The sequence below is a fragment of the Cognatishimia sp. SS12 genome, from assembly GCF_028369055.1.
Taxonomy (GTDB): Bacteria; Pseudomonadota; Alphaproteobacteria; order Rhodobacterales; family Rhodobacteraceae; genus Cognatishimia.
This window is the reverse complement of record NZ_JAQNCZ010000002.1, coordinates 280,265-303,937: the sequence shown is the minus strand read 5'-3', so window position 1 is coordinate 303,937 and position 23,673 is coordinate 280,265. Positions and strand designations below refer to the sequence as shown.

Annotated in this window: 26 protein-coding genes and 1 tRNA gene; 12 read left to right on the top strand and 15 right to left on the bottom strand. The window is 58.0% G+C overall.

Translation table 11 applies throughout. From position 1 onward, the window contains the following. Position 1: 1 nt before the first annotated feature. Positions 2–517, top strand: a complete 516-nt coding sequence (locus N6L24_RS06075; protein WP_271843768.1) for a pyridoxamine 5'-phosphate oxidase family protein — start codon at positions 2–4, stop codon at positions 515–517. A gap of 75 nt (positions 518–592) precedes the next feature. Here N6L24_RS06075 and N6L24_RS06070 read toward each other — a convergent pair whose 3' ends face one another. The 10 genes from N6L24_RS06070 to N6L24_RS06025 form a co-directional block, all read right to left on the bottom strand. Beyond that, positions 593–3,181: an HWE histidine kinase domain-containing protein gene (locus N6L24_RS06070; RefSeq protein ID WP_271843767.1), complete on the bottom strand. Its 2,589-nt coding sequence runs from the start codon at positions 3,179–3,181 to the stop codon at positions 593–595. Further along, positions 3,136–3,696: a hypothetical protein gene (locus tag N6L24_RS06065; RefSeq protein ID WP_271843766.1), complete on the bottom strand. Its 561-nt coding sequence runs from the start codon at positions 3,694–3,696 to the stop codon at positions 3,136–3,138. Before N6L24_RS06065 ends, N6L24_RS06070 begins: the two co-directional genes overlap by 46 nt. 237 nt (positions 3,697–3,933) lie before the next feature. Beyond that, on the bottom strand, positions 3,934–4,749 hold the full coding sequence (locus N6L24_RS06060; RefSeq protein WP_271843765.1) for a Pnap_2097 family protein: 816 nt from the start codon (positions 4,747–4,749) through the stop codon (positions 3,934–3,936). Then, complete coding sequence (locus N6L24_RS06055) at positions 4,746–6,002, bottom strand: MSMEG_0569 family flavin-dependent oxidoreductase (protein ID WP_271843764.1); 1,257 nt, start codon at positions 6,000–6,002, stop codon at positions 4,746–4,748. Before N6L24_RS06055 ends, N6L24_RS06060 begins: the two co-directional genes overlap by 4 nt. A gap of 10 nt (positions 6,003–6,012) precedes the next feature. Beyond that, positions 6,013–6,291: an MSMEG_0570 family nitrogen starvation response protein gene (locus N6L24_RS06050; RefSeq protein ID WP_271843763.1), complete on the bottom strand. Its 279-nt coding sequence runs from the start codon at positions 6,289–6,291 to the stop codon at positions 6,013–6,015. Then, a complete protein-coding gene (locus N6L24_RS06045) occupies positions 6,284–7,267 on the bottom strand; it encodes a sll0787 family AIR synthase-like protein (RefSeq protein ID WP_271843762.1) in 984 nt (327 codons plus the stop codon). The genes N6L24_RS06050 and N6L24_RS06045 overlap by 8 nt, the downstream gene beginning before the upstream one ends. Continuing rightward, the gene (locus tag N6L24_RS06040) at positions 7,267–7,815 is read right to left on the bottom strand and encodes an MSMEG_0567/Sll0786 family nitrogen starvation N-acetyltransferase (protein WP_271843761.1); all 549 of its coding nucleotides are present in this window, start codon (positions 7,813–7,815) and stop codon (positions 7,267–7,269) included. Before N6L24_RS06040 ends, N6L24_RS06045 begins: the two co-directional genes overlap by 1 nt. Beyond that, positions 7,812–8,912 (bottom strand): MSMEG_0568 family radical SAM protein, encoded by a 1,101-nt coding sequence (locus tag N6L24_RS06035; RefSeq protein ID WP_271843760.1) that lies wholly within the window; start codon positions 8,910–8,912, stop codon positions 7,812–7,814. The genes N6L24_RS06040 and N6L24_RS06035 overlap by 4 nt, the downstream gene beginning before the upstream one ends. Continuing rightward, complete coding sequence (locus tag N6L24_RS06030; RefSeq protein WP_271843759.1) at positions 8,905–9,885, bottom strand: Nit6803 family nitrilase; 981 nt, start codon at positions 9,883–9,885, stop codon at positions 8,905–8,907. Before N6L24_RS06030 ends, N6L24_RS06035 begins: the two co-directional genes overlap by 8 nt. 107 nt (positions 9,886–9,992) lie before the next feature. After that, complete coding sequence (locus N6L24_RS06025; protein ID WP_271843758.1) at positions 9,993–10,475, bottom strand: MSMEG_0572/Sll0783 family nitrogen starvation response protein; 483 nt, start codon at positions 10,473–10,475, stop codon at positions 9,993–9,995. A 267-nt stretch (positions 10,476–10,742) separates the two neighbouring features. On the opposite strand from N6L24_RS06025, the gene N6L24_RS06020 reads away from it, so the two are divergent. Further along, complete coding sequence (locus tag N6L24_RS06020) at positions 10,743–12,113, top strand: aminotransferase-like domain-containing protein (RefSeq protein ID WP_271843757.1); 1,371 nt, start codon at positions 10,743–10,745, stop codon at positions 12,111–12,113. Between the two features lie 49 nt (positions 12,114–12,162). Here N6L24_RS06020 and N6L24_RS06015 read toward each other — a convergent pair. Next, positions 12,163–12,239, bottom strand: a tRNA-Arg gene (locus N6L24_RS06015). A gap of 185 nt (positions 12,240–12,424) precedes the next feature. Here N6L24_RS06015 and N6L24_RS06010 point away from each other — a divergent pair. From N6L24_RS06010 to N6L24_RS05995, 4 genes are all read left to right on the top strand, one after another. Beyond that, positions 12,425–12,712, top strand: a complete 288-nt coding sequence (locus N6L24_RS06010) for a hypothetical protein (protein ID WP_271843756.1) — start codon at positions 12,425–12,427, stop codon at positions 12,710–12,712. 63 nt (positions 12,713–12,775) lie between these two features. Then, positions 12,776–13,882 carry a chorismate synthase gene (gene aroC, locus N6L24_RS06005; protein WP_271843755.1) on the top strand — a complete coding sequence of 369 codons (1,107 nt, stop codon included), beginning with the start codon at positions 12,776–12,778 and terminating at the stop codon, positions 13,880–13,882. After that, entirely contained in the window at positions 13,882–14,547 is a 666-nt protein-coding gene (locus N6L24_RS06000; protein WP_271843754.1) for an HD domain-containing protein, read from the top strand. The genes aroC and N6L24_RS06000 overlap by 1 nt, the downstream gene beginning before the upstream one ends. Before the next feature lie 168 nt (positions 14,548–14,715). Further along, positions 14,716–15,642: a DMT family transporter gene (locus tag N6L24_RS05995; RefSeq protein WP_271843753.1), complete on the top strand. Its 927-nt coding sequence runs from the start codon at positions 14,716–14,718 to the stop codon at positions 15,640–15,642. Positions 15,643–15,707: 65 nt separating this feature from the next. Here N6L24_RS05995 and N6L24_RS05990 read toward each other — a convergent pair whose 3' ends face one another. After that, positions 15,708–16,577, bottom strand: a complete 870-nt coding sequence (locus N6L24_RS05990; RefSeq protein ID WP_271843752.1) for a branched-chain amino acid aminotransferase — start codon at positions 16,575–16,577, stop codon at positions 15,708–15,710. A gap of 168 nt (positions 16,578–16,745) precedes the next feature. Between N6L24_RS05990 and N6L24_RS05985 the strand changes: the two genes are divergently transcribed. From N6L24_RS05985 to dxs, 6 genes are read left to right on the top strand one after another with little or no spacing between them, the layout of a single operon-like run. Further along, a complete protein-coding gene (locus tag N6L24_RS05985; RefSeq protein WP_271843751.1) occupies positions 16,746–17,243 on the top strand; it encodes a MarR family winged helix-turn-helix transcriptional regulator in 498 nt (165 codons plus the stop codon). Next, complete coding sequence (locus tag N6L24_RS05980; RefSeq protein ID WP_271843750.1) at positions 17,243–17,941, top strand: response regulator; 699 nt, start codon at positions 17,243–17,245, stop codon at positions 17,939–17,941. The genes N6L24_RS05985 and N6L24_RS05980 overlap by 1 nt, the downstream gene beginning before the upstream one ends. Before the next feature lie 26 nt (positions 17,942–17,967). Beyond that, a complete protein-coding gene (locus N6L24_RS05975; RefSeq protein ID WP_271843749.1) occupies positions 17,968–18,903 on the top strand; it encodes a histone deacetylase family protein in 936 nt (311 codons plus the stop codon). Further along, a complete protein-coding gene (locus N6L24_RS05970; protein WP_271843748.1) occupies positions 18,900–19,142 on the top strand; it encodes an exodeoxyribonuclease VII small subunit in 243 nt (80 codons plus the stop codon). The genes N6L24_RS05975 and N6L24_RS05970 overlap by 4 nt, the downstream gene beginning before the upstream one ends. Before the next feature lies 1 nt (position 19,143). Beyond that, the gene (locus N6L24_RS05965) at positions 19,144–20,013 is read left to right on the top strand and encodes a polyprenyl synthetase family protein (protein ID WP_271843747.1); all 870 of its coding nucleotides are present in this window, start codon (positions 19,144–19,146) and stop codon (positions 20,011–20,013) included. Between the two features lie 14 nt (positions 20,014–20,027). Further along, complete coding sequence (gene dxs / locus N6L24_RS05960) at positions 20,028–21,956, top strand: 1-deoxy-D-xylulose-5-phosphate synthase (protein ID WP_271843746.1); 1,929 nt, start codon at positions 20,028–20,030, stop codon at positions 21,954–21,956. Here dxs and N6L24_RS05955 read toward each other — a convergent pair. From N6L24_RS05955 to N6L24_RS05945, 3 genes are all read right to left on the bottom strand, one after another. Then, positions 21,953–22,813 (bottom strand): SDR family oxidoreductase, encoded by an 861-nt coding sequence (locus tag N6L24_RS05955; protein WP_271843970.1) that lies wholly within the window; start codon positions 22,811–22,813, stop codon positions 21,953–21,955. The genes dxs and N6L24_RS05955 overlap by 4 nt on opposite strands. Before the next feature lie 66 nt (positions 22,814–22,879). Beyond that, positions 22,880–23,308: a DUF1810 domain-containing protein gene (locus N6L24_RS05950; RefSeq protein WP_271843745.1), complete on the bottom strand. Its 429-nt coding sequence runs from the start codon at positions 23,306–23,308 to the stop codon at positions 22,880–22,882. Beyond that, positions 23,295–23,615: a SelT/SelW/SelH family protein gene (locus tag N6L24_RS05945; protein ID WP_271843744.1), complete on the bottom strand. Its 321-nt coding sequence runs from the start codon at positions 23,613–23,615 to the stop codon at positions 23,295–23,297. The genes N6L24_RS05950 and N6L24_RS05945 overlap by 14 nt, the downstream gene beginning before the upstream one ends. Positions 23,616–23,673 lie beyond the last annotated feature (58 nt).

Sequence of the window (23,673 nt, the reverse complement as noted above, 5' to 3'; positions counted from 1 at the left end):
TATGGCCCACAAACCGGAAACAGACGCCGACGCGGCCAAGCAGCTTTGGAAGCGGCTTGAAGATACGCGCACCGGCATGCTGTCGGTTGATGACGACAGCATGCTGCCGCAGCCGATGACCCATTTCATCGACCCAGAGGGGGAGGTGATTTGGTTCATTACCTCGCAAGACACCGAGCTTGTGGAAGCGCTGAAGGCCGGGGCGGATGCGACCTATTGCTATCAGTCGCAAAAGGGCGATTACCACGCTTCCATCCGTGGCCCGCTTGTGCTGCACAAAAGCGAAGAGAAGCTGGATGAGTTGTGGAGCGTCCCGCTTGCGGCCTGGTTTGAACAAGGGCGCGATGATCCCAAAGTGACGCTCTTGCAGTTTACGCCGCGCAAGGCCGCGATCTGGGCCTCGGACGGCAATCCCGTTCTGGTCGGACTGAAGATGATCAACGCGGCGATGCGCGACGATGTGCATGAACCTGATGTCGGGATTTCGAGGGTCATTGATTTCACCAAACTCGCCTGACCCAATATCTGTGAACGAGAAACGGGCGCGCCAATCACTGGCGGGCCCGTCGCATTTTCAGCATCCGGCGATAGGTCAGGTGGTGTTGTCCGTCCCCAAGACCTGCGACAGCACTGAGGACAGTTGCTCAATTGTGTAGGGCTTTTTCAGAATTTTCAGGTCTTTATAGCTTGCGCGTACCGAAGCGGTGATTTCATCGGTATCCGCATAACCCGTGGCCAGCACCACAGGGACACCCGAGGCAACGCACTCTTCAACAACAGGCAGCGAGGTTTCACTGCCAAGGTTGAGGTCCGCCAGCACAAAATCCACTTGTCCGTTTGCTAGAATATCCCGCGCGGTTGAAACGCGGCTCGCGGTTTCAACGCTGCGCGCCCCTAGATGGGTCAACATATCCACGACATCCAGGGCAATGATCATATTGTCTTCGATCACCAGGGCGTTTCCGTGAAACTTCACCGGCATATGGTCTACCTCTTGCGCGGAATCTCTGGGCACTGTGACTTCCCCTTCCGCCGGCCGCGCTTGCGCCTTGGGGATCGTGAAGTCTGCTTCAAGTCCAGTGGTTTCATATCGCACCTCAGCCGTACCGCCGAGTTCAAAGGGAATGGATTTTTCAATGATGGTCGTGCCAAACCCCTTGCGCTTAGGAGGGGCAACTGCTGGGCCATCACGCTCGCGCCACGTCAATGACACTGCGCCATTCGGCAACATGTCAATTGAGATATTCACCTGACCGGAGGAGTCACTCAGCGCGCCATATTTGGCCGAGTTCGTCACCAATTCATGCACGACAAGCGCAAGGCAGGTGAAGGCATCGGGCGACAATTCCACGGCGCTGCCGGTCACGCGCACGCGGCTTGCCTTCCCAGCAAGAAAAGCATCCGTTTCGGCAGCAATCAGCCCAGCCAACGGGCTCCAATCCCATTCCGATTGGTTCAGCTGATCATGCGCCCGCGCCAAGGCGTGAATGCGTTCATCAAGCACCGCACCGAATTTTTCGACGCTGCCTTCGGTCTCACGCCCTTGCGAGACAAGCCCGCGGATGAGGTTCAGAATGTTGCGCACCCGGTGGTTTAATTCCGCAATCAGCAGTTCCTGCTGGTCCTGCGCGCGCTTGCGTTCAGCGTTTGTCTCGTCCGCTTGTTTCAGCACCGCTTCGATCAACGTGGTGCGCAGGGCCTCAGCAATGCGCAGTTCGCGCGGATGCCACGGCTGGCTTTGACCACGCGCCATTTCTTTCCAGGCCTGAAAGCTTTTGCGCGGCGTCAGGCGGCGACCATTTTCATTGGTCTCAACGGGTTTTGTTGGATTGCCGGCCCAGACAACCGATTTCACCACCTCGCGCCGGAACAGCACAAGATAATCGCGGGGCTTGCGTGAGATTGGGATCGCCAGTAGCCCGGCAACACGGTCGGCAATGGCACCTGCGCCGTCATAGAACGCCCCGAGCTGATCGGTCGTATAGATTTGCCCTGGAGGGCAGGCATTGAGAAACCGCGCAAGCGCGTCCATCTCGGCCAGAGTCGGCACCGTTCCGGTGTGGCGATAGTCACCGTCAGAGTAGATCACCGCCCCATCAAACGCCACGGCGCCACTCATCTCACGGCAGAGATCCTTGAAGACGTCGACCAGCCCGCGCCCGCTGGAGAATTGCGGCAATAGACGATCATGCATGCCGCGGGCGCGTTCGACATCGCCCAATTCATCCTGCATTTCCAGCTGCGCAAGTTCGTAGTTGAAGAGTTGCGCAAACAATTCCACCGAAGTGCGTTTTTCGTAGCTGATGTAATGCGGCGCATAATGGTGGCAGGCCAACAGCCCCCATAGCTCCCCATTGCGCAGAATAGACACTGACATGGACGCCGCCACGCCCATGTTCCCCAAATATTCCAAATGAATCGGTGACACGGCCCGCGTCACCGCCAAGGACATATCCAAAGGCGCGCCCATCGGGTCACGTTCGGGCCGGACCGGATGCACTGGGGCATCGACATCTGGTATGATCCGCAGAAGGCTGCGTTTATAAAGTTCGCGCGCTTGTTTGGGAATATCACTGGCCGGATAGCGCAGCCCCAAAAACGGTTCCACATCCGGCTTGCGGGCTTCGGCAATCACATGGCCGCTGCCGTCCTCTTCGAATTTATACACCATCACCCGGTCAAACCCACTGAGGTTGCGCAAGCCGCGCGCGGCCTCATGCGCCAAAGCGTCCAGTGTGTCGTGCCGCTGCACCCGCGCAATCAAGGCCTGCACCAAGGCCGGATCGTAAACATCCTGCGGCGACGTGCCCCGAGGTTCGAATTCAAAAACGAACCGCCGTTCAGAGGTGTGCACAGAGATATCAAACAGCTGCCCATCACCTTTGAGGTCATAAGCAAATACCCGCACCGGTTTGTCGTCGATCTGCAACATCTGCATGCGCGTGCGCAAATCGTGCAGGGCCTGCGGTGTCAGAAATTCGCTGATCGGTCGGCCCAGCATATCGCCATCACAGCCCAGGATCTCTGGGCAGTTGGCGGAAAAATGCGTCACAATCCAATCGGTGGACACCGCCAACAGGCAGCCGAAATCCTGCACCGTGCCGATAATATGGATCGGCTCCTGATCACATGTGGTCAGGTCGTACTCGGGCTCAGGTCCTGAGGTGTTATGATCCGACATTCCAAGCCCTCCTCGGTCGATTGGGCATTCAGCAAATCTGCACAAAAATTAAAAAGTTGTATAGCGTTCTCAACAATATTCAGCACCACTTCGGGTTCAGGCGGCATGGTTTCCGCCGCTGCCAGAAACCCGCGCCAATGTTCAAGATAATCGGGTGCCGACAAATAGGCATCCGCTGTCGATTGGCTTGTGACACCAGCGTCGCGCCACATGCGCCGTAGAATCTGATTGCCGAGGCGAGATCCCGCAACCAAGTAGTCAACAGCCAAAGGATGCGGCGCGAAGGGCAAAGGTCGTTCATCAGCGTTGATTTTCATCACCCGCAGGTCCGCCAACGCCCGCGCAGCCAGTTCCATGCTCACCGGTTGGGTTTTCGCCCCGCTCACCTGACTGAGCGCTGAAAACAATTGCCATTGCGTCACGATAAAACGCCGATACCCCGCAGCGCCCTCCTGGCACAACTGCGTGATCTGCGCATCCAGAATTTTATGACTGTCTTGGGTGTCCTGCCGCAACCGCGCGCGCAGGCTCTGACATCCCTCTCCGGCCAATTCACCCTCCAATTCATGAGTGGTGATACCCAAATGTAGCACAAGTCAGCTGGCCGTTTATGTACTATGACATATGAAGGTCCGGTTTTCGCGACGCTTGAGGCAAATCACACGTATTTTCGGCCACATTGTTACCGCACATTGGTGAAGTGTCACGTCGCTTTTGTCCAATTTACGGAGGCTCGATTCTTTGCGAGCGCCTCAGAAACGGGTTAGCGTGCAATTTGCAAGAATGATGGGCGCTGTTTCTGCTGTCTCAGTTTTCCAAAGCTCAAAGGCATGGCCATGGGCACGGGGCACCCCACCGATGACTGCGTCGCCAGCTTCGATATTCCCAAAATAAAGAACGCTGCGCTGCATCACCGGACGCCACCCCAATGCATCGCAGAGGACCGCTTCAGTTTGCTCAAACAACCGGGTGAAACTGGGAAAGTACAACAAACCCACGGCGTTAAAATCCATCCCGATATGGGTGGGCAAAACAACTTTGTTTTTGGCATGGTAAATCGACTGCCGATCACGCTTTGCCGCCGCGGACGCCCGTTTTGCAAAATCATCTGGCGCAGGCTCAAGCACGGGGATCAAATAGGGTGTCGCGCGCCTGACACTGGCGTTGATGCCGGCCTCCATATGGGCCACGAAGGTCGAGACGAGCTGAATACGCGCCACTTCGACCCCGCCGACAAAAAGGCGATGGTTAGACTGTATTCGGCTCCTTCCAGCGGCCCAAAGCTCGGATTGCACATCCAAAGCCTGCCCGAGCCCCACCAAGTCGGGCTGGACCTGCGTAAACTCGCTCGCGCAGAACGCGGCGTAGAGCTGCCGCCCCTGCGCGTCGCGAAACACGGTTGTATTTTGCCCGACGGCCGCCGCGATCAATTGCCAATGCACATCGCCGCAGTGTTTGAGCCACCAGTCTTCTGATATGCCTCTTGGGGCAAGCTGCGCCATGCCAAGTGTCATGGTGCTGCGGCGTGCAAGCGATGGGCTGTTTTGCGCAAATGCGGCGCGAGTCATGACGCGACCTGAAGCTCTGATTTTGCCTTGGCCGCGATATGCGCCACCAAGTGGCGGGAGTCTTCGTCAATCCCAAGGAAGCGCCCGGATCCCCAAGTGTTCAACCACCCAAGACCGATGAAATAGAACCCATCTTCCTGACAGACACCGCGCTGATAAACCGGGCGCCCGCGTTCGTCGAATACATCAACGTCAATCCAGCTGTAGTCGGGACGGAAACCAATGGCCCAAAGAATGGATGTGATGCCTTCCTTCTCGCAGTCGATTTCCGTGATCTCGCGTTCAGGCCGCCACACTTTTTCAAATGCGGGCTCAAGGGGCGCAGCAATGTTGTTCTGCGCGATATAGGCGTCGATGGCATCGCGGATGCCAACATAGGCGTCATCCGCATCATCGAGGTTTTTCTCAAGGTCCGGCAGGAATTGTATGGTCTTTCCATCCATTCCGCATACGGAGCCATAAAGAGAAACGCCTTGCCGCGCGAATTTGCGCAGGTCGATCTCATGCCCACCGTCGCGACCGGTCATGTAGTGATTGGTTTTGGTCACAGCATGTTCGGGATTGGGATGCTGGTCGATCGTGATGGCATACTGCCCCATATCATAAAGCCAATCGGTGCTATCGCGCCCCCGGTACATGCGCGGCGCACGCGGAGCAGGGCCAACCGCCAGATGCACATCGCGCCCCTTGAGGTGCAAATCCTCCATCAACTGCACACCAGATTGACCCGTTCCGACCACAAGCGTGCCACCATCTGGCATCTGCTCGGGGCGGCGATAATCCACCGAGTGCATCTGCAAAATCGATGGATCCAGTTGATCTGCATAAGGCGGCACAATCGGGTTATCATAGCCGCCGGTCGCGATCACAACTTGATCAGCAGAAAAGTGCCCCTGGCTACTATCAACCAGATACCCGCCACCCGGACGTTTGGTGATCTTTGTCACGACGCAGTTTTCGATGATCGGCGGGTTGAACGTCTCGGCGAAGGCATCAAGATAATCCGTGATCTCCTCCTTCACCATAAAGCCCTCAGGATCGTTGCCTTTGTAGGGAAATTCCGGGAGGCGGCATTGCCAGTTCGGTGTCACAAGACAAAACGTATCCCAGCGGTTTACGCGCCATGAATGGAATTTTTGGTGGCGCTCCAGAACAACGTGATCCAATCCCGCTTGGCAAAGGTAATAGCTGACAGACAATCCGGCCTGACCGCCGCCAACGATGACGGCCGATTTATGTTCGCGATGAATCATGGTGCGTTCCTTAAGAAATGGAGAGGCAGGTCACATCCGCCGGGCTGGTGAATGTGCTGGCTTTCTGCTCGATCGCCGCAAGCTGTGCCTCGGCACTGGTGCAGCGATAGCCGAACTTGGCTTCGACGCGCCCGCTGGCTTTTTCCAAAGCAATGCGGCAGCGGGTCACAAACTCGTCCAGCGGGTATGTGGTCTCAGCGGATAGGAACTCCTGCACCACGGTTGAGGGCGAATAGCATTGCGCGACCTGGCCATCGGGCCAACGCACGGTAAAGCGGGTCTCAGGCATGAGCGGTCCCTTTTGACGATAGGTTAAGATATGGGGTGCGGTCGTGGTCCCAGAACAAGGCCGTTCCATCGCGCCCCGTCAGATGCAGGGCGCTGCCCGCGCGGATGTCGCCACAGGCCGTCGCGGCGATGCCGGACTGTGCGAAGGCAGCGCAAACAGCGGCGGCATTTTCCGGCCTGACCGAAAGCAAGAAACCATAGCTCGGAAAGCTGCGCAGCCAGCGCGCCATGTCGACGCCTGCCGGTTTTGGCAAAGCTTCAAGTTGGATTTCAATTGCAACGCCCGAGGCCTCTGCCAGCATCAATGCCGTGCCAGCGATACCACCTTGGCTGATGTCCTTCCCTGCCGCGACCAAACCCGCCTCGGCGAGTGTGGGCAGAATGTCCATACAGGCCCGCAATGTCGCGGGCGGTGTGGTCAACGCGGCGTTCCAATTGTCAAACGGCTCCCGATAACTGCCGCGCAGGTCGATTGCGCAGATCAAGACGTCACCTGGCTGCGCCTCAAAGCTTGAGATAAGTTTTCTGGCCTGACCGATGATCGACACCGAGAGCTGCAATTCATCCGTGTGCAGGTTGGTATGCCCGCCAACAATCGGAACACCATAGGCCTGAGATGCCGCTTTCATACCGGCCAAAACAGGTTGCGCCTGCTTTGCGTTCGGGGCCCATATTGCATTGGTGATCGCACGTGGCCGCCCGCCCATGGACAGAATATCCGATATATTCACCATCACGCCGCACCACCCCGCGAACCAAGGGTCGGCTTTGACGAAGGCATTGATAAAACCTTCGCAAGAAAACAGATCAAAGCCGCTTTGGTTTGGCAGAACAGCGCAATCATCGCCCGGTTGGCCCACGCTCTGCGCCGTCAGCCCAAGGGTTTCTGTACTTTGGGCAATATCAAGTTTGCTGCGAATAGAGGGGTGTTCACGCAGGTCGCGCACCAGGGTGCGCAGGGGAAGATGCGGTTTCATCACAGGGTCCTCCGTCTTGGCGCGAGCGCTTTCCAGCCACAGAAAGGATCGGGAATTGGCGGATAGGCTGCCAAATCAGCCTGCATTTCCATATGCCGCACCCCGTGCACTTCGATCTCGCGCAGCGGCGCCCAGCGCAGGCGTTTGAAGAGGGGTACGTTCTGCAGCTGTACCTGCGCCAGAAACCGCTCACAGCCGCGACCATGAGCGGTGCAGACGGCCAAACGGATCAGCTCTGCGCCAAGACGACCCATGCGGCGATGACTTTTGGCAACCGCCAACCGAGAGCCGCGCCAGACGCGAGGGGCGTCCTCATGGATGCGCACAGTCCCGACCACCTGATCAGCCTCAGAGGCAAAGGTGCTGATCGCGGCCAAAGGCATGGCAATCTGATCAATTGCATCACGATCATGCGTTTCAAAGATACCCTGCTCCTCAACGAACACCTGCTGCCGCAGGGTTTTGATGCCTTCGTGCTCCCAGGGGTGTGCTGCGGCGCGGATGATAAAATCTGGCGACAGAAAGGCTTTGTGGCTCTGAAAACTCATGACACCCTCAGCTTTTCGTAAACAGAAAGGGCTGAGCAGGCACCGCATTTGGCGCAGCCTGCTTTTGCACTCTCAGCGCTCATGCCGGCGCGCAGGATCATGCCTGACAAAGGCTTTAGAATGCGGGACATAAAATCTGCATTTGGCGCCGGGTGGCTTTCCATTGGCGTGCCTGAAACCGGGACAAATGGAACCACAAAGGGATAAACCCCGATTTTGCAAAGCTCTTGTGAGGTTTCCAAAATCGCTTCTGGCGTATCGCCAAGACCCGCAATGATATAGGTCGAGACTTGCCCACGCCCAAAGACTTTGACGGCGGCTTTGAAGCTGTCGAAATATTTCTCCAGACCAACCTGCGCTTTGCCCGGCATGACACGTTCGCGCACTTCGGGTGTGACGGCCTCTAGGTGCATACCAAGATTGTCGATCCCCGCAGCGAACATATGTTCGTGCCAGATGTCGTCTTCGGGTGGTTCACATTGCCCTTGGATCGGCAAAGCTACCGCTGCTTTGATGGCTTTGGCGCTTTCAGTCATGACCAAAGCGCCGCGATCTTTGCCTGCAGGCGTTCCCGTTGTCATGACCATGTGCTTGACGCCATCCAAGTCAACGGCGGCCTTTGCGACCTCTGCCAGTTGCTGCGGGGTCTTGTGCGCGATGGTGCGACCCGCCGCCAGAGATTGCCCGATTGAGCAAAATTGACAGGTCTTTTTACGGCTTGCGTAGCGGATACAATCCTGAAGAACCGTGGTCGCCAAGACATCCTTTGAATGCAAGGTGGCAATCTTGTGATACGCGATCCCATCCGCAGTTTTCAGATCGTAGAACTTTGGCCGCATGGGGAATTTCACTTGGCCCAGAGACACGCCGGATTTGGTGACTTCTGCCATGCCCTCTGCATCAGGGGCCTGCACCAGATAGGGGCTATCAAACGCCGGGGCTGTATGCACCGGAACCATCACGGTTGATCCGCCGATCGTGACCGCTTTGTGATCCGTTGGACCTGCACCGCCCCGGCGGCTTTCCATGCCGACAGATGGGTCAACCATCCGCATGCCATGGGTCTGCAATTCATTGATCAACGTGGCTTCAGACATTGTCGGCCTCCACTTCAGGCGCGAGCGAAATGTCTTGCGCTTCCTCGATACGGCGCACGGGTTGCGCCGGTCGTGCATCATGCACCAAATGCAGCAACTCAGGCCGCGCATAATGGCCAACGCTGTCCATCATACGCTTGCGTTTTGTCACCAGTTTCATGTCGAGATCCGCAATCAGAATGCCTTCGCCCTCGGTCAAAGGGGGCACAACATGGCGACCTTCCGGCGAGATGATGCAGGTCATGCAGCCATCGCGCAGACCCTTTTGCAGCTTTAGATCTTCGGTGACGGCGTTGATTTGCTCTTCGGTCAGCCAGCCCGTGGAGTTCACCACAAAGCATCCCGCCTCAAGCGCATGGTGACGCATGGTGACTTCGATTTGCTCGGCAAAGATCGGGCCGACAAGGCTGCCGGGGAAGTGACCGACGTGAATCTCTTCGTGCTGCGACATCAGCGCATAGCGCGCCAGCGGATTGTAGTGTTCCCAGCACGCCAGGGCACCAACGCGGCCAATTTTGGTCTCGACAACCTTAAGGCCTGCGCCATCGCCTTGGCCCCAGATCATGCGCTCATGATACGTCGGGGTGATCTTGCGACGCTTGAGTGCCAGGGTGCCATCAGCATCAAAGATCAATTGCGTGTTGAACAAAGACCCATTGTCGCGCTCGTTGACCCCAAGCACGACAACCACGCCGCGCTTGCGCGCTGCATCGGCCACAGCCTGCGTTTCCGCCGAGGGGACAACAACCGCTTCTTCATAAAGTCGCAGGTGTTCCGGACCTTGCTGGATCGGTGGCAAAACGAAGGAAAAATATGGGTAGTACGGCACAAAGGTTTCCGGAAACACAATCAGCTCTGCGCCCTTGTCGGCCGCGTCGGCAATCGCGTTCAGAACCCGTTCGATTGTACCTGCGCGGCTGGTCAGATCCGGGGCAATCTGCACAGCAGCGGCGCGAACAATTTGATCGGTCATTGTGTCATCCTTTGTGAAAGACTGCGCGACACCTGTGCCGCCCGCCGGGATTAGGGAAAAGAATGATCATGCCGAGGTGGCGCTGTCGCCACCTCGGTGATGGATTGTTACAGCGTCCAAGTGTCGACGATGACGGCATCATCGCGCACGTGAAGCAGTTTGAGATCCAGGACATCTTGTGGCGCGATTGGCGTGATGCCCGGCAACAAGGAGGGTTCGCCATGGCCCATCAACATCTGCAGGGCAAAGCGGCAGGCATAGACTTTGCCGCCTTCCTTCATGAACTTCTTTAGGTTGTTCGCAAAGTTTTGCGCGCCTGGAAACGCCTCATCCCCAAGCGTTGGGAAGCCCCGCTGAATGCCAAGCGAGACCCCCGGACCATACAGCAGGATCGAGGTCTCAAACCCTTTGCGCTGCAGGCGGATGGCTTGCAGGATATTGACCAAACCAATGGAGCCTTCAAAGGCAACCGTGTGGAATGTCACAAGTGCTTTCTGGCCCTCTTCGGCCTGCACGTCTTCAAACAGCTTCTCTTCATAGTCGACGAAAAAGTCACCGTCTTTGTGGGCGGGTGTGGTTACTGCTGGCATTGCGTTCTCCTGTCAGTCGCAGTGATGTTGATCATTGCTAGACCGGAGTTCGAAAGGACCACCATTGATTCATACAAATTTACATACAATGTAATTGTATTGATTGTATGAATGCGCTTAATGCGTGAGCAATCCTGCGCCTTTATGGTAATTTATTGCACAAAGATTGCCTGAGACCGCTATTTTCGCCTCTTTCAGCCCCCAACACATTGTCCGCAAAAGATGCATACAATATGTCGGACCCGTAACCTCCCTCTAGGTGAAACAATGGAAAACTGGACCCAACGAATCGAGAGATCGGCAAAACCGCGCTACCTGGCAATTGCCGACTGCATTGCACAGGACATGAAAGACCGCGTCTTACTGCCCGGAGATCGTCTGCCCCCTCAGCGCAAGTTGGCCGATTTGATTGGTGTGGATTTTACGACCGTCTCGCGCGGGTACACCGAAGCCATCAGCCGAGGCTTGATTGAATCTCATGTCGGCAAGGGGACATTTGTCCTACCGCAGCAAAGCTACAGCGCGATCAGCGACGAACGCCGCGCGCTTGCACATGACCTCACCATGAATGCGCCGCCCGAACCCACCGACCCGGAGCTGATCGAGCGGATGCGTTCAGGCCTGTCCGCTGTTTCAAACGATCTGGTGCACCTGCTGCGATACCAAAACCCGATCGGCGGGGAGATCGACAAGGAAGCTGCCTCAATATGGCTGTCCATGCGCGGGCTTGTCCCCAATCTGGACCGTGTTGCCGTCACCCCGGGTGCCCATGCCACGATGCTTGCCATTCTAACCATCCTTTCGCGACCCGGAGATTGCATTCTCTGCGAAGACATCACCTATGCAGGTTTCAAAAAAATTGCAGCGCAGCTTGGCCTTCGTTTGATCGGCCTGCCGATGGATGCGGACGGTATCCTTCCAGACGCGCTTGAAGCGGCAATCAAAGAGCATCATCCCAAGGCGCTCTATCTCAATCCGACCTTGCACAACCCCTCGACGTTGATCGTGCCTCAAGATCGCAGGCTTGAAATCACCAACGTCATGAAGCGCCATGATCTGCCGCTGATCGAAGATGATGCCTATGGGTTTGTGCTGCCCGATGCGCCACCGCCCATGGCTGCAAGCGCCCCAGAACTCACGTGGTACATCGGCGGTCTGGCAAAATGTATCGGGGCCGGGTTGCGCCTGGCCTATGCCATCGCGCCGAGCGCCCGTGGATGTTTTGCCATGGAAAACGGCATTCGGGCTGTCTCTGTCATGGCCTCCCCGGTGTCCATGGCCTTGGCCACACGCTGGGTGCTGGATGGCACAGCCGATCAAATCCGGCGGTTCATCCGCAGCGAAACGGCGATCCGCCAAGAAATCGCCGCCAAGACAATCACCGAAGTCGTGTTCGTTTCAAATCCCCACGCCTTTAACATCTGGCTGCGCCTGCCAGACAACGTGACCTGTGCCGCGCTGATGTCAAACATGTCCAATCAGGAAATCGGCATCTCACCGGAAAGCGCGTTCAGAACGACGGGCAATCAAGACCGTTTTGTCAGAATCTGTCTCGGCGGTAGACTGCACCGCAATGTGCTGCCGCAGACACTGACTCACTTGAACAATCAGCTGTGGCAACTCTCCAAAGGGGCGTAGTGGTGCTTAGGGTGACGCTTTGACTTGGGTTTGCGAAACTAGCAGTTCCTGGCGACCCCGGCAGGATTCGAACCTGCAACCTGCCCCTTAGGAGGGGGCTGCTCTATCCAGTTGAGCCACGGGGCCGCGTGCTGATTGGTTAAATCAATCACGCCGCAAATTCAAAGCGGTTTTGCAAATGCGCAAAGGTCACGGAAACGCCCGCGCCATTGCCGAAAGCGTGACAGGAAATGATCGGCCTGCATATGGAAGTTTGCAACCATTTCCCCACATAGGCGTTATCCCGACAGTCACGATCGAAAGGACACAGCATGACCTGCCTCAGTTCGCTTTTCAAAGGTGCTGCGCTAACGACTGCTTTGCTTCCTCTCGCACTCGCAACCGCAGTGTCCGCCCATTCAGCCCATCAGCGATTTGAAACCCATGTGACCCTCACCGGCTTCAGCCCGGTTGAACTTGCCCGCAAGGGGCACGGCCTTGCCCCGGATGAACTGGGGCCCTATCCGGGGCCATTGTGGCCGTTGTTTCACTACGAAGCGGTGATCCATCCCGAGGCGCAGGTGCCAACAACGCGCAGTGCCCAGAAGAGCGCGCAATAGGCCGGCGAAAGGCTTTTCCATCGTTGCGTTGTCAGATAAAGGGGACTGAAACAGGAGTCCCCCATGTCACTCAACAGTTTTGGCCATCTTTTCCGCGTTACCACCTGGGGCGAAAGCCATGGGCCTGCCCTGGGGGCCACCGTTGACGGCTGCCCGCCCAATGTGCCGGTCACACCGGAAATGTTGCAGGTCTGGCTCGATAAGCGGCGCCCGGGGCAGAACAAGAACACCACGCAGCGCAATGAGCCGGATGCGGTTAAGATCCTGTCTGGTGTTTTTGAGGGGAAAACGACGGGCACGCCCATTCAGCTGATGATCGAAAACACCGATCAACGCAGCCGGGATTACGGCGAGATTTCCCAAACCTTTCGGCCTGGCCATGCGGATATCACCTATCATCAAAAATATGGCAATCGCGACTATCGCGGCGGCGGCCGGTCATCGGCGCGCGAAACAGCGGCCCGTGTGGCTGCAGGCGGGGTTGCGCGCGCAGCAATCAAAACCCTCGTGCCTGGTCTTGAGATCAAAGGCTATATGACCCGCATGGGCGAGATGGGCATTGATCGCAGCACCTTTGACTGGGATGCGATCGATCAGAATGATTTCTGGATTCCAAATGGTGCCGCAACCGCCCAGACCTGGGAGGAATATCTTCAGGCGCTGCGCAAGGCCCATGATTCCGTTGGGGCTGAGATCGAGGTCGTGGCCCGCGGGCTGCCGGCGGGTCTGGGTGCGCCGATCTATGGCAAACTCGACACGGATCTTGCCGCAGCCATGATGTCGATCAATGCTGTCAAAGGTGTTGAGATTGGCGAGGGCATGGCCGCTGCACGCCTGAAGGGCACCGAGAATGCCGACGAAATTTTCCTCGGCGACGATGGCCAGCCAGTCTATTCCTCAAACCATGCGGGCGGCATTTTGGGGGGTATCTCAACCGGGCAGGATGTGGTTGTGCGCTTTGCGGTCAAACCGACCTCGTCGATTCTTAGCCCACGCAAATCCATCCGCATTGACGGCAGCGCCACAGAGGTGATCACCAAAGGGCGCCATGACCCATGTGTGGGCATTCGCGCCGTTCCGGTCGCCGAGGCGATGATGGCCTGTGTCGTGCTTGATCATCTTCTGCTGCACCGCGGTCAGATCGGCGAAAATCAGGGTCGCATTGGCTGATGAAATCCCTAAGAGCACAGCTGCGCGATGTGATCAGCCAAGAAATGGTGCAAGATGCCGCGCATGACATGGGCCATCTGGATCGTGTCTGGGCAAACGCGCGCCGCATTGCCAAAGACGAAGGCAACGCCAATCTGCGCGTCTTGATGGCGGCGGCCTATCTGCATGATTTGGTGAACCTGCCCAAAGATGCCCCCAATCGCAAAGACGCTTCGCGTCTCTCGGCGCAAAAAGCAGAGCCTATTTTGGCTCAACTTGGCTTTTCCGCAGATGAAATTGCGGCCACGGCCCATGCCATTACGGCCCATAGTTATTCAGCTGGTATTCCACCAGAAAGCGCCGAAGCGGAAATTTTGCGCGATGCAGATCGGCTGGATGCCTTGGGCGCTGTGGGCATCGCCCGCACCTTCATGGTGGCGGGCACGATGAACCGGGCGCTGGCCGATCACAATGATCCGTTTGCCGCGCAGCGCCCGCTTGATGATCAACTTTGGTCGATTGATCACTGGCATCTGAAACTTTTGCAATTGCCGCAGGCGATGGTGACGCGCAAGGGCCGCAAGATCGCGCGCAAACGCGCCCGGTTGATGTTGGCCTATCTTGAACAATTGGCCAAAGAAATGGATTGCGATCTGCCAGAGCATTGGTCGAATCTGCTAAGATAAAACCGCTTGGCGTGCGGGGACAAACATCGCGGGCTTTCGACCCTAATGCAGCTTGAAGCGGCGCAATTTAATGAACTAACGGCTGGTGTTGTTCAGCCAATACAGTTTGTCCTGCTTGCCATTTCGTGATGCACCCGTCACGATTTGCGGAACCCAAAGAGACGATTCATGAACCCACTCCGTGGCATATTTTTCAAAGTCACAGCGCTATTTCTGTTCGCCATCATGGCGTCACTGATCAAAGCGACCAGCGCGCATGTTCCGCCTTGGCAGGCGGTATTCTTTCGGTCGTTTTTCGCGATGTTCATCATTATCGCTTGGCTGATCCACCGGAAAGAATTGCAGACCGGCCTAAAAATCACCAACCCGATGGGCCATTTCTGGCGCGGCTTCATCGGCACCACGGCCATGGCACTCGGCTTTGGCGCGCTGGGGCTCTTGCCCTTTCCTGAGGTGACGGCGATTGGCTTCACCTCGCCGCTATTAATTGTCATTTTCGCGGCGATGTTTTTGGGCGAACGCATTCGCGTGTTCCGCCTCAGCGCATTGGCGGTCGGGTTGCTGGGCGTCGGCGTGATCCTTTACCCACGCATCACCGTCTTTGACCTGTCTGGGGGTCCGGCGACAGTGGCGCTGCTTGGGGTGATGCTTGCGCTTGGCTCGGCGCTCTTCCGGGCCATGGCGCAGATCCATATCCGCAAGCTGGTGCAAACTGATCAGACGTCGGCGATCGTGTTCTACTTTTCGCTCACCGCGTCGCTTTTGTCATTGTTGACCCTGCCGCTGGGCTGGGTGATCCCAAGCGCGCAGGAAACCCTGTTTCTGATCTTGGCCGGGCTGATCGGTGGGGTGGCGCAAATCTTCCTCACGACGGGGTATCGCTATGCCGAGGCGTCTTTGCTTGCCCCCTTTGACTATGCTTCGATGCTGTTTGCGATCCTGATCGGCTATTTCGTGTTCAGCGAAATTCCAACCCTCAGCACGCTGATGGGTGCCGCCTTGATCATTGGCGCAGGCGTCGTCATCATTTGGCGCGAACAGAAATTGGGTCTCAAGCGCGGCAATGCCCGCCAAACCATGACGCCGCAGGGCTAAGGCAGACCCAAACAAAAAGCCCGGCGCAGTTGGCACCGGGCTTGATGATTTGCTGTTCGGTTCGCTTAAGCGCGAACTAGCGCTTCATAGCTTTCGGCGATATCGCGCGTCAGCGCCCCGACCTCAAAAGTATGTTCACCGATCTGTCCAACTGGGGTCACTTCGGCGGCGGTCCCGGTCAGCCAGCATTGCTCAAAGCTTGCCAGTTCTTCGGGCATGATGTGGCGCTCATGCACTGTGATGCCCTTGTCTTTCAGCATCTCGATGATGGTCTGGCGGGTGATGCCATTCAGGATCGCATCCGGGATCGGCGTGTGCACTTCGCCGTCTTTGACAAAGAACACATTTGCGCCGGTCGCCTCAGCGACATAACCGCGATAGTCGTAAAACAGCGCGTCAGAGCAACCTTTCGCTTCAGCCGCGTGTTTGGACATGGTGCAGATCATGTAAAGACCCGCAGCCTTTGCAGCCGTTGGGATGGTTTCCGGGCTGGGGCGTTTCCATTTGGCGATGTCGAGCTTGGCACCCTTCATCTTGGCGTCGCCATAATAAGCGCCCCATTCCCAGCACGCGACAGCCACGCGCACCGGGTTCTTGGCCGAGGCCACCCCCATATCTTCGCCCGCCCCGCGCCAAGCAACGACGCGCACATAGGCGTCTTTGAACCCATTGGCCGCCAGCGCGTCGTATTTCGCTTTTTCAAGCTCATCGACAGTATATGGGATCGGCATGTCCAGCAGCTCGCCAGATTTCAACAGGCGCTCAGAATGCGCGACGCTTTTGAAAATTTTGCCATTATACGCACGCTCGCCTTCAAAAACGGAACTCGCATAATGCAATGCATGCGAAAGAATGTGCACGTTGGCATCGCGCCATTCTACCAGCTGGCCATCCAGCCAGATTTTACCATCGCGATCATCATAGGAACCGGCCATGCTCTATTCCTTCTCAGCACAGGTGATTTTTCATTTGTTGCGCAACCAGGTCAGTCGTCGCCACAAAGTTTCGTGAAAACTGCTGCTCGCTACCAATTCGCTATTGGAGTGTCAACAAGGCTGACTTAATGTACAGCCAAACAATGGCAAAACAGGTGGAAAATCGCAATGGGTGACACCCTCGGCAGTGACAGTCTTCTCTTCCTCACCGACGAACAGATTCGGCAAGGAATTGAAGGTATGTATTTCGCCTATCGCGGATTGACCTCAGAGCCGGACCGCATTCTTGCGACACTGGCCTATGGGCGGGCGCATCATCGGGCCATCCACTTTATCAATCGCGCCCCGGGCACCACTGTCACCAATCTGCTGGAAATTCTGGGCGTCACAAAACAGTCGCTGAACCGTGTTTTGCGCACCTTGATCGAGGACGGTCTGGTGGAAAGCCGGGTCGGCAAGATCGACAAACGCGAGCGCAACCTCTTTCTGACAGAAGCCGGAACTGCGCTTGAAGCACGGCTCTCGGACGCGCAGCGCACGCGCATGCGCGCCGCCTATCGCGAGGCCGGGCCAGAGGCAGTGTCGGGCTTTCGAAAAGTGCTCGAGGCGATGATGGATAAAGAGCTCCGCCAAAAATACGCATCTCTTCGCGAGGCAAACACCTGATGGATCTTCAGCCGCACCTTTTGATCGTCGACGATGATGAGCGCATTCGCGGTCTTTTGCAAAAATTCCTGATCCGCAGCGGCTTTCTGGTGTCCGCCGCCCGCGATGCTGCCCATGCGCGCCGCATTTTGGAGGGGTTGGATTTTGACATGATCGTGCTTGATGTGATGATGCCGGGCGAAGATGGCATCAGCCTGACCCGCGCGATCCGCGAAACCTCCAGCACGCCGATCATGTTGCTGACCGCCAAGGGCGAAACCGAAGATCGGATTACCGGGCTGGAAGCCGGGGCTGATGACTATCTGGCCAAACCATTTGAACCAAAAGAATTGCTTTTGCGGATCAACGCGATCCTGCGCCGCATCCCCGAGGCGGATACAAGTGATGCCGCGCCGAAAATTCTGAAACTTGGCCCGATCCGCTATGATATCGAACGCGGCGAGATGTGGCAGGGCGATGACCTTGTGCGGCTGACCGCCACCGAGAGCCAGCTGATGAAAATCTTCTCGGCCACCCCGGGTGAACCGATCAGCCGAGCAAAGCTCGTCGAAGACCTTGGGCGGGACCGCGGACAAGCGCAAGAACGCGCGGTGGACGTTCAAATCACGCGGCTGCGGCGCAAGATTGAAACCGATCCCAAACAACCGCGTTACCTTCAGACCGTACGCGGTGCGGGCTATATGCTAGCCCCCGACTAAACCGCCCAAACCTGAAAAGGTCCGCCATGACAACAGCAGTCTACAGGCATGACGCCTGCCTTCATCACGTGATGCCTGATGGGCACCCAGAACAGATCGCGCGGCTGGAAAGCATTTATGACGCGCTTGACGATGACAGCTTTGCTGGGTTGTCGATGCGGTCGGCCCCGCTGTGCAAAGATGATGACATCTTGCTGTGCCACCCGGCGCACTATCTGGACCGGCTGCGCGCCAATGCCCCCGCTGCCGGGCTGATTGCGCTGGATGCCGACACCCATATGTCAGCGGGCACATTCGAAGCGGCGCAGCGCGCTGTCGGGGGCAATATTGCGGCGGTCGATGCCGTTCTGTCCGGGGATGCCCGCAACGCCTTTGTTGCGACGCGCCCGCCGGGCCACCACGCTGAACAGGCCACACCAATGGGGTTCTGCCTATTTGGCAATGTCGCCATCGCAGCCCGCCATGCGATGGAGCGCCACGGGCTGGAGCGCGTCACCATTGTCGATTTTGACGTACATCACGGCAATGGGACCCAAGCGCTGTTGTGGAACGAGCGGCGCGCGCAGTTCATCTCCAGCCACCAAAGCCCGCTATGGCCGGGCAGCGGTTCTGAAAACGAAACCGGCGGGCATAACAACATCTGGAATTACCCGCTGCCCCCGCATTCAGACGGGGCCCACATGCGCAAAGTATATGAGGACGAGATTTTCCCCTCAATCTCGCGCTTTAACCCGCAGTTGATCCTGATTTCGGCGGGATTTGACGCCCATGCCGCCGACCCGCTGGCGCAGCTCAATTGGCAGACCGAAGATTTTGCATGGCTCACCCAGCAGATCTGCGACCTCGCGTCAGTGCATTGCGACGGGCGCGTTGTCTCGACTCTTGAGGGTGGATATGATCTGAGGGCTTTGGCAGCCGCAACCGCTGCCCATGTTAAGGTTTTGATGGAGAGCGCCGCATGAGCGAGACACCCGTTGCAGAAATGAGCTTTGAACAGGCCATGGCCGAACTGGAACAGGTCGTGGGTCAACTGGAACGTGGCGACGTTGCACTAGAGGATTCCATCAAGCTTTATGAACGCGGCGCGGCCCTGAAAGCGCGTTGCGAAACCAAGCTGAAAGAAGCCGAAGAAAAAGTCGCCGCCATTACATTGGACAGTGCAGGCACACCAACTGGCCTGACGCCTGTTGACGGGCACTAACATGTTCAGATCCCGGCTGGCAGAGACCGCAGCTGCGGTGCAAACGCATCTGGATGGCGTCATTGCCCCGATGGGCGACCTGCCAGTTGTGCAGGCCATGCGCTATGCCAGCGCGGGCGGCAAACGCCTGCGCGCCTTTTTGGTGCTGGAAAGCGCCCAGCTGCATGACATCCCGCAAAGCCAGGCGATTTGGCCTGCCGCCGCGATCGAGGCGATGCACGCCTATTCGCTGGTGCATGATGACCTTCCCTGTATGGACGATGACGACATGCGGCGCGGTCAGCCAACGGTGCACGTAAAATGGGACTATGCCACGGCCGTGCTGGCAGGGGATGCGCTTCAGACCATGGCGTTTGAACTCGTCAGCCACGCTGGATGTTCACCAGTGGCCGAAGTGCGCGCCAATCTGGTCCACAGTTTCGCCCGCGCGGCCGGCGCGAGCGGCATGGTGCTCGGCCAGGCGCTGGATATGGCCGCCGAAACCGCCGAAACCCCGCTGACGCTTGATGAAATCATCGCGTTGCAAGAGGGCAAAACCGGCGCGCTCATCAGCTGGTCCGCACAATGTGGTGCGCGACTGGCACAGGCCGAAACCGCCCCGCTGGAACTCTATGCCAAGGGCCTCGGCCTGGCCTTTCAGATCTGGGATGACGTTCTGGACATCGAAGGCGACGTGAGCAAAGTTGGCAAAACGCTTGGAAAAGACACCGTCGCGGGCAAGGCCACCTTTGTTTCCTTGCTCGGGATGGAGGCCGCCAAGGCCCGCGCCCGCGCGTTGATCGAAGAAAGCTGCACTGCGCTTGATCCCTATGGCCCGCGCGCCGACACCTTGCGAGAAGCGGCGCGCTTCGTTATCTCGCGGGAAAGCTAACGAAAGAACGCGCCATGTCTGTCAGACCAGAAACACCGCTTTTGGACCGGGTGAACACACCCGAAGACCTCAAGAAGTTCTCTGACGCCGAACTCACCGAATTGGCGCATGAACTGCGGCTTGAAACGATTTCGGCTGTTTCGGAAACCGGCGGCCACCTCGGTGCGGGTCTGGGTGTTGTCGAGTTGACGACCGCGCTGCATGCTGTTTTTGACACGCCGCGCGACAAGATTATCTGGGACGTCGGCCACCAATGTTACCCGCATAAGATCCTGACCGGTCGCCGCGACCGTATTCGCACGCTGCGGATGAAAGACGGGCTATCCGGTTTCACCAAACGCGCGGAATCTGTCTATGACCCCTTTGGGGCGGCGCATAGCTCGACCTCGATCTCTGCGGCGCTTGGCTTTGCCGTGGCGCGCGATCTGGGCGGTCACTGCGACGGCGGGCTGGGCGATGCCATTGCGGTCATTGGCGACGGGTCGATCAGCGCGGGCATGGCCTATGAGGCGATGAACAATGCCGGGCATCTGGGCAAGCGTCTGTTTGTGATCCTGAATGACAACGACATGTCGATTGCCCCGCCGGTTGGCGCGATGTCTTCCTACCTGTCGCGCCTTTATTCAGGTGAGCCCTTTCAGGAACTCAAAGCCGCCGCCAAAGGCGCAGTGTCGCTGCTGCCGGAACCCTTCCGCGAAGGGGCCAAACGCGCGAAAGAAATGCTGAAAGGCATGGCCGTGGGCGGCACCCTGTTTGAAGAGCTGGGCTTTTCCTATCTTGGTCCCATTGACGGCCACGACATGACCCAGCTGCTGCCGGTTCTGCGCACGGTGCATGATCGCGCCACCGGGCCGGTACTGCTGCATATCGTCACCAAAAAGGGCAAAGGCTACGCCCCGGCAGAGCGCGCCCGCGACAAGGGCCACGCCACCGCGAAATTTGATGTGATCACGGGCGAGCAGAAAAAAGCGCCCTCAAATGCGCCCAGCTATACCAACGTGTTTGGTCAAACACTGACCGAACTGGCCGCCAAGGACGACAAGATCGTTGCTGTGACCGCCGCCATGCCTGATGGCACTGGCCTCAACCTATTTGCAGAACGATATCCCAGCCGCTGCTTTGATGTCGCAATCGCCGAGCAGCATGGCGTGACATTTTGCGCCGCCCTCGCAGCGGGCGGGATGAAACCCTTCTGCGCCATGTACTCGACCTTCTTGCAACGCGGCTATGATCAGGTGGTGCATGATGTCGCCATCCAAGGGCTGCCCGTGCGCTTTGCCATCGACCGTGCCGGTCTGGTCGGCGCCGATGGCGCAACCCATGCCGGGTCTTTTGACATCGCCTATCTCGCCAACCTGCCCGGTATGGTGGTGATGGCCGCCGCCGATGAAGCCGAGCTGAAGCACATGGTGGCGACCGCCGCTGCCTATGACGACGGGCCGATTGCATTTCGATACCCGCGCGGTGAAGGCGTCGGCGTCGAGCTGCCAGAAACCGGCGAGATCCTCGAAATCGGCAAGGGCCGCCTGATCCAAGAGGGCAAGCGCGTCGCGATCCTGTCCTTTGGCACCCGTCTCGGCGAGGTGCGGCAGGCCGCCGAAAACCTCGCGGCCAAGGGCATCACCCCCACCATTGCCGATGCGCGTTTCGCCAAACCGCTGGATGCCGACATGATCCTGCAGCTGGCACAGACCCATGAGGCGCTGATCACCATCGAAGAAGGGGCCGTGGGCGGGTTTGGCTCACATGTTGCGCAGCTTTTGGCAGAGAATGCGGTGTTTGACGGCGGCCTCAAATTCCGATCCATGGTGCTGCCCGATGTATTTCTGGACCAATCCAGCCCAAGCGACATGTATGCCACTGCGGCGTTGAACGCAGAGCATATCGAAGCCAAGGTTCTGGACGTCTTGGGGATTGCCCAGATTGGCAGCAAACGCGCCTAGGGCTGCGCTTGTTCCTCAGCCAACATGGCCTGCAGTGCAGCCTTGAAGGTCGGGTATTTCAGCTTTACGCCCAATTCGTCTTTGATCCGGTCATTGCGCACGCGCTTGCTGTCTGAATAAAAGCTGCGCGCCATCGGGCTCATCTCGGCCTTTTCAAAAGGCACGGCAGGGGGCGGTGCCATCCCCAACAGTTTTGCCGCATATTCAATCACCACTTCGGGCGGCTGCGGGTCATCATCGCAGACGTTATAAATGCGGCCCGGATTTGGAGCGTTCATCGAGGCGTGAAGCACCTGCGCGATGTCATCCACATGCGTGCGGCTGAACACCTGATTTTTCTTGATCACCCGATGCGCGATGCCCTTGCGCAATTTGGCAAACGGCCCGCGCCCAGCCCCGTAGATGCCCGCCAGACGAAAGACATGCACCGGCAGCCCCGGTATCGTCAGCCATTCCTGTTCGGCCTTGACCCGGCGCTGACCGCGCAGGGTTGCGGGGTCAAGCACCGAGTCCTCATGAACCCATCCGCCGTCGCGGTCGCCGTAAACGCCGGTCGTGGACAGATAGCCGACCCACGTCAGGTGATCTTTACGCGCGATGATCTGATCCCTGGCATGGCGCAGGATCGGGTCGCCCTCGGCGTCAGGTCCGGCGGAGGTCAACACATGGCTGACGCGGCCCAGCACCTCAGTCAGATCGCAAGGCCACAGCATCGGCGTGATGCCGGCGGCCTTGAGCGCCGCGAATTTTTCCGGCTTGCGTGTTGTGCCAATCACGCGCCAGCCCTGCGGTATAAGAAGTTTGGCCAAGGCGCTGGCTGAATAGCCGTGTCCAAGGGAGAGCAAAGTTTTCTGTATGGGGTCCGTCATGCGGCCAATTTGCGCAGGCGCTGACCAACATGCAAGCGCCAGTTTGTCGCTTGATCAGGGCACGGGCCCGTCCCCCAGCGCCGCTTTTGTTTGGGGGCAGGTCATCCCCATGAAAAAGGCCTTTAACACGTCCTCAAACACCAGCGGCGCGCCGGGCACAGCTGCAAAGAGCGTCGCCATGCTGCGGGCCTTTTGTGCATCAACCGGGCCGAGGATCGCCTCAATCGGCTTGTTGCGATGGGCCAGCAACGCCATGCAAAGCGCCACCAGACGCGGGCCAAGGACAGGATGCGCCAAATAGGCGGTGGCCTCTTCGAGATCTTGCAGACCGTATTTGACTGATTTTGCGGACCGCCCGAGCCCCCGCAGCTGTGGCATCTCCCACCAGATCCAATGGCTCAGCTTCAGCCCCATACGCACTTCGCCCAATGCTTTTTCATGGGTCAGCGCCTGCGGCGTGAGAAAGCGATCAAGCTCCGGCATCATCATCGCCCCCCGGCCCGGCCGCGCGGTCGATATGGCCCAGGGTCTGCTCAGGGTTGATGATATCCCGCACGCGGCGCTTCAGCTCTTTGGCGTCCGGGAACCCGCCATCGCGCTTGCGTTCCCAGATCAACGCACCGTCAGCATGCACCGTAAAGGTGCCACCCACTTCGGCGGGCACCAAGGATACCCCCGCGAGGTCGTGCTGAAAGGTCGACAGCAGTTCCTGCGCCATCCATCCGGCCCGCAGCAACCAATTGCAGCCGACACAATAAGCGATTTCGACATGCGGTTTGTCTGTGTTCATTCGCGGCCCATCCCCTCTATGGGCCAAGTGTGACAAGCCTGGCTGAAAAAGGCCAGTG